The organism is Streptomyces odontotermitis (assembly GCF_050510915.1).
GTDB lineage: Bacteria > Actinomycetota > Actinomycetes > Streptomycetales > Streptomycetaceae > Streptomyces.
Map to the genome: position 1 here is coordinate 1 of NZ_JBNJLS010000044.1, position 5,952 is coordinate 5,952.

The 5,952-nt window shown below is 73.2% G+C and carries 5 protein-coding genes; 4 read left to right on the plus strand and 1 reads right to left on the minus strand.

The features are described 5' to 3' along the window. Positions 1-9: 9 nt before the first annotated feature. Positions 10-291 (minus strand): HPr family phosphocarrier protein, encoded by a 282-nt coding sequence (locus ACQB60_RS45605; protein WP_030021209.1) that lies wholly within the window; start codon positions 289-291, stop codon positions 10-12. 177 nt (positions 292-468) lie between these two features. Between ACQB60_RS45605 and ACQB60_RS45610 the strand changes: the two genes are divergently transcribed. The 4 genes from ACQB60_RS45610 to ACQB60_RS45625 are packed head-to-tail and all read left to right on the plus strand — an operon-like array spanning position 469 to position 5,904. Further along, positions 469-3,366, plus strand: coding sequence for a bifunctional acetate--CoA ligase family protein/GNAT family N-acetyltransferase (locus tag ACQB60_RS45610; RefSeq protein ID WP_496932020.1), 2,898 nt, complete (start codon positions 469-471; stop codon positions 3,364-3,366). 51 nt (positions 3,367-3,417) lie between these two features. After that, positions 3,418-4,014: a DUF5998 family protein gene (locus tag ACQB60_RS45615; protein ID WP_384838498.1), complete on the plus strand. Its 597-nt coding sequence runs from the start codon at positions 3,418-3,420 to the stop codon at positions 4,012-4,014. After that, positions 4,014-5,204: an alkaline phosphatase family protein gene (locus ACQB60_RS45620; protein WP_496932021.1), complete on the plus strand. Its 1,191-nt coding sequence runs from the start codon at positions 4,014-4,016 to the stop codon at positions 5,202-5,204. Before ACQB60_RS45615 ends, ACQB60_RS45620 begins: the two co-directional genes overlap by 1 nt. 49 nt (positions 5,205-5,253) lie before the next feature. Next, a complete protein-coding gene (locus ACQB60_RS45625; protein ID WP_384838492.1) occupies positions 5,254-5,904 on the plus strand; it encodes a thymidine kinase in 651 nt (216 codons plus the stop codon). The last annotated feature ends 48 nt before the right edge of the window (positions 5,905-5,952 follow it).

A 5,952-nucleotide genomic window follows, 5' to 3' on the forward strand; every position in this document is an offset into this window, starting at 1 on the left:
TATCTGCGATCAGACAGTCTCGGGGAGCTCCTCGAGGCCCTCCGCGACCAGCTTCGCCAGACGGTCCAGGGCGGCGTCCGCACCCTCGGCGTCCGACGCGAGCACGATCTCCTCGCCGCCCTGGGCGCCCAGGCCGAGCACCGCGAGCATCGAGGCGGCGTTGACGGGGTTGCCGTCGGCCTTGGCGATCGTCACGGGGACGCCCGCGGCCGTGGCCGCGCGGACGAAGATGGAGGCGGGGCGGGCGTGGAGGCCCTCGGCCCAGCCGACGTTGACGCGGCGCTCAGCCATGTGTTGCTGCCTTCCAGGTGTCTCACACTTGTCTAGACCACTATCTCATGCCGCGACAGGTGCTCCGCCGGACGTCCGTCCACGCTGTGCGTGCCGTACGTCCCGAGCCCCGGCCGCCTTTCGACCTCTCCTAGCCTGCCCCGGCCCCGGCACCCCCGCGACCCGTACCCTGACCCCATGCAGACCCCGTCGGATCAGCAGTCGGACCAGCATGCGTACCCGGCCCACTGGGAGGCCGACGTGGTGCTGCGCGACGGGGGCACCGCCCGGATCAGGCCCATCACGGAGGCCGACGCCGACCGGCTGACCAGCTTCTACGAGCAGGTCTCGGACGAGTCGAAGTACTACCGCTTCTTCGCGCCCTACCCGCGGCTGTCCGCCAAGGACGTGCACCGCTTCACCCATCACGACTACGTGGACCGGGTGGGGCTCGCGGCGGTGGTCGGCGGAGAGTTCATCGCGACCGTCCGCTACGACCGCATCGACGCCAACGGCATGGCCGCCTCGTCCCGCCCGTCTCCCACCGCCACCCTTGCCGGAGGGCGCCTCGCGCCCGCCCCTCCTGTTCCCGACGAGGCCGAGGTCGCCTTCCTCGTGCAGGACGCGCACCAGGGCAGGGGAGTCGCCTCCGCTCTCCTGGAGCACATCGGGGCCGTCGCCCGGGAGCGCGGGATCCGCCGCTTCGCGGCCGAGGTGCTGCCCGCCAACTCCAAGATGATCAAGGTGTTCACGGACGCCGGGTATCAGCAGAAGCGCAGCTTCGAAGACGGCGTCGTCCGCCTGGAGTTCGACATCGAGCCGACGGACCGGTCGCTCGCCGTGCAGCACGCGCGCGAGCAGCGCGCCGAGGCCCGCTCGGTGCAGCGCCTGCTCACCCCGGGCTCCGTCGCCGTGATCGGCGTGGGCCGCTCCCCGGGAGGCGTCGGCCGCAGCCTGCTGCGCAACCTCAAGGAGGCCGCGTTCACCGGCAGCCTGTACGCGGTCAACGCCGCCTTCGCCGAGGACCAGCCGCCCGTCGACGGAGTGCCCGCCCACCGCTCCGTCGCCGACATCGCCGACCCCGTGGACCTCGCCGTCGTCGCCGTGCCCGCCGAGCGGGTCCCCGAAGTGGTCGCCGCGTGCGGGGAGCGGGGCGTGCAGGGGCTCGTGGTGATCTCCGCCGGATACGCCGAGAGCGGCGCCGAGGGACGGGAGCGGCAGCGCGAACTGGTGCGCCAGGCACGCTCCTACGGGATGCGCATCATCGGACCCAACGCCTTCGGAGTCATCAACACCTCTCCGGAGACCGGGCTCAACGCCTCGCTGGCACCGCAGTCCCCCGCGCGCGGGCGCATCGGTCTGTTCACCCAGTCCGGCGCGATCGGCATCGCGCTCCTGTCCGGACTGCACCGCCGCGGTGCCGGCCTGTCGACGTTCGTCAGCGCGGGCAACCGCGCGGACGTCTCGGGCAACGACCTGCTGCAGTACTGGCACGAGGACCCCGACACCGACGTCACGCTGATGTACCTCGAATCCATCGGCAACCCGCGGAAGTTCACCCGCCTCGCCCGCCGCACCGCCACCGCGAAGCCCCTCGTCGTCGTGCAGGGCGCCCGGCACAGCGGCATCGCGCCCACCGGCCACGCGGTGCGCGCCACCCGCCTCCCGCACGCCACCGTCTCGGCGCTGCTGCGGCAGGCGGGCGTGATCCGGGTCGACACCGTCACGGAGATGGTCGACGCGGGCCTCCTCCTCGCCGGACAGCCGCTGCCCGCCGGACCCCGGGTCGCCATCCTCGGCAACTCCGAGTCGCTGGGGCTGCTCACGTACGACGCCTGCGTCGCCGAGGGGCTGCGGCCGCTGCCCCCGAGGGACCTCACCACGGCCGCGACCCCCGCCGACTTCCGCGCCGCCCTCGCCGAGGCCCTCTCCGACGGCGCGTGCGACGCCGTCATCGTCACCGCGATCCCCTGGGTGGGGGAGTCCATCGACGAGTCCGCCGCCGAGGGCGAGGGCCTCGCCGCCGCCCTCACCTCCGCCACGGAGGGCTGCCCCGCCAAACCGGTGGCCGTCGTCCACGTGGAGCTCGGCGGGCTCGCCGAGGCGCTGGCCGCCGCCACCCGGACCCGGCCGGACGCCCGGGTGCCGGCCCCCGGCACCGAAACGGCCCGCTCCGAAGAGGACGCCCAGCCGGCCGACCCCCCGCCCCTCACCGGACACGGCACCGGCACCCTCCCCGCCTACCCCGCCGCCGAGCGGGCCGTACGCGCCCTCTCCGAAGCCGTGAAGTACGCCCAGTGGCACCGCGACGCGGGCAACCCCGGCAAGGTCCCCGAGTACGAGGACATCGACGAGAGCGGCACCGCCGACCTCGTCACCGCCCTGCTCGCCAAGAACGACGACGCCCGCGGCACCACCCTCGCGGGACCGGACGCCCACGCCCTGCTCGCCCGCTACGGCATCGCCGTGAAGGCCGCGCGGCCCGCCCCCGACCCGGACGCCGCCGCCCGCGCCGCAGCTCAGCTCGGCTACCCGGTCGCCCTGAAGACGACGGCGCCCCACCTGCGCCACCGCGCCGACCTCGGCGGGGTCCGGCTCGACCTGGCCGACGAGGACCAACTGCGCCGCGCCTACGCCGAGTTGACCGAGACCTTCGGCACGCCCGAGGAGCTGCGCCCGGTCGTCCAGGGCATGGCGCCCCGGGGCGTCGACACCGTGGTGCGCGCCGTGCTCGACCCCGCCGCGGGGGCCGTGCTCTCCTTCGGCCTCGCGGGCGCCGCGTCCGAGCTGCTCGGCGACACCGCGCACCGGCTGATCCCGGTCACCGAACGGGACGCGGCCCAGGCGATCCGGTCGATCCGGACCGCGCCCCTCCTCTTCGGCTGGCGCGGCTCCGCACCCGTGGACACCGCCGCCCTCGAAGAGCTGCTCCTGCGCGTCTCCCGCCTGGTCGACGACCATCCCGAAGTGGTCGCGGTCTCCCTGGAGCCGGTGGTCGTCGCCCAGCGCGGCCTGACCGTGCTCGGCGCCTCCGTCCGGCTCGCGCCGCCGCCCGCGCGCACCGACCTCGGTCCCCGCACGCTGCCCGTGTACTGAGCCCGCCATGGGGGCACTGCGCGCCCCCTGCCGGGCCGTAGGATGGAGGGCATGGCAAAGACCGGTACGACGACCCAGGGGCTGCGCGCGGCGATCGAGCGCAGCGGCTACTACCCGGCCCTCGTGGCCGAGGCGGTGGAGGCCGCGATCGGCGGCGAGTCCATCGGGTCGTACCTGGTCCACCAGGAGACGACGTTCGACGCGAACGAGGTGCGCCGGCACGTCACGGTCCTCGTCCTGACCGACACCCGCTTCATCGTGAGCCACACGGACGAGCAGGCCGCCGACAGCACGTCCCCGACGCCGTACGCGACGACGTCCACCGAGTCCGTGAAGATCGGCCGCATCTCCTCCGTGGTCCTCAGCCGCGTCGTCGCCAACCCCGAGAAGTACGTGCCCGGCACGCTGCCCCGCGAGGTCGTCCTGACCATCGGCTGGGGCGCCGTCTCCCGCATCGACCTGGAGCCCGCGGCCTGCGGCGACCCCAACTGCGAGGCGGACCACGGCTACACGGGCAACTCGACGGCGGACGACCTCAGCCTGCGCGTCAGCGAGGCCGGCGACGGCCCCGACGCGGTGCGCCAGACGCTCGCCTTCGCCCAGGCCCTCTCCGAGGTCACGGCGGCGACGCGGGACACCGGCCGCTGATGTCGCTGCCCGCCTGGGACGACGTGCAGCCCCTTGCCGTCGCCTCCGCCCCCGTGCCCGAGTACGGCGCGGGCTCGCTCGCCGATCTGCTCCCCACGCTGGTGGCCCACCAGGGCGTGCCCGGCTTCGAGGCGCCGCGCATCCCCGAGCTGGCCCCGGCCGACCGCAACTGCGTCTTCCTGATCGACGGCCTGGGCTGGGAGCAGCTGCGTGCCCACCCGGCCGAGGCGCCCTTCCTGACGTCCCTGATCGCCTCCTCGCGGGGCGCCACGGGCCGCCCGATCACCGCGGGCTTCCCCGCGACGACGGCCACCTCGCTGGCCTCGGTCGGCACCGGCCTGCCCCCGGGTGGACACGGGCTGCCGGGCTACACCGTGCGCAACCCCGCCACCGGCGAGCTGATGAACCAGCTCCGCTGGAACCCGTGGACCGACCCGCGCGCGTGGCAGCCCCACCCCACCGTCTTCCAGCAGGCCCACGAGGCGGGCGTGCACACCGCGCAGGTCTCGTCCCCGCACTTCGAGAACACCCCGCTCACCAAGATCGCCCTCAGTGGCGGAACGTTCCGCGGCCGCCTCTCCGGAGAGGACCGCATGGACCTCGCCGCCGAGCAGCTGGCGGCGGGCGACCGTTCGCTGGTCTACACGTACTACGCGGAGGTGGACGGCAAGGGACACCGCTTCGGTGTTGATTCCGACGCCTGGCGCGGTCAACTCATGTATGTGGACCGGCTCGTCCAGCGTCTGGCCGAGCAACTCCCGCCGCGCAGCGCCCTGTACGTGACCGCCGACCACGGCATGCTCGACATCCCCTTCGACGAGCAGTCCCGCTTCGACTTCGACGAGGACTGGGAGCTCCGTGCCGGAGTCGCCCTCCTCGGCGGCGAGGGCCGCGCCCGCCATGTGTACGCGGTGCCGGGCGCGGCGAACGACGTGCTGACCGTCTGGCGCGAGGTCCTCGGAGAGCAGTTCTGGGTGGCGAGCCGGGACGAGGCGATCGCGGCGGGCTGGTTCGGTCCACACATTGATCAACGTGTGTACGAGCGGCTCGGCGACGTCATCGCCGCGGCCCACGACGACGTCGCGATCATCGCCTCGCAGCTGGAGCCCAAGGAGTCGGCCCTGGTCGGCATGCACGGTTCCATGACCCCCGTCGAACAGCTGGTGCCGCTCCTCGAAGTCCGCTCCTGAGCGCCACCGCCACCCACACTCGTACGTACCGAAAGGTCTTCAACTCCCCATGCCCGAGCTGGTGTTCTTCTCCGGAACGATGGACTGCGGAAAGAGCACGCTGGCTCTGCAGATCGAGCACAACCGCTCGGCCCGCGGCCTGGTGGGCATGATCTTCACGCGGGACGACCGCGCGGGCGAGGGCAAGCTGTCGTCACGCCTCGGCCTGGTCACCGACGCGGTGGAGGCGGAGCCGGACCTCGATCTGTACGGGCACGTGGTGGAGAGTCTCTCGCAGGGCGGCAAGGTCGACTACGTGATCGTGGACGAGGCCCAGTTCCTGGCCCCCGGCCAGATAGACCAGCTCGCGCGGGTCGTCGACGACCTGGAGCTCGATGTCTTCGCCTTCGGCATCACCACCGACTTCCGCACCCGGCTCTTCCCCGGCTCGCAGCGGCTGATCGAACTGGCCGACCGGGTCGAGACGCTCCAGGTCGAGGCCATGTGCTGGTGCGGGGCGCGGGCCACGCACAACGCGCGCACCGTGGGCGGCGAGATGGTGGTCGAGGGGGAGCAGGTCGTGGTGGGGGACGTGGACCGCTCGATGGCGGAGGTCGGGTACGAGGTGCTGTGCCGGCGCCATCACCGGAAGCGGATGACGAGTGCCGCGGCACGGGCGGCGGCGCTGTCGCCGGACGTGCTGCCGATCGTCCCTGCCTGACACGGCGCTCCCTTCTTTCTCCTTCGCCGCGGAATTCATCAAGACATT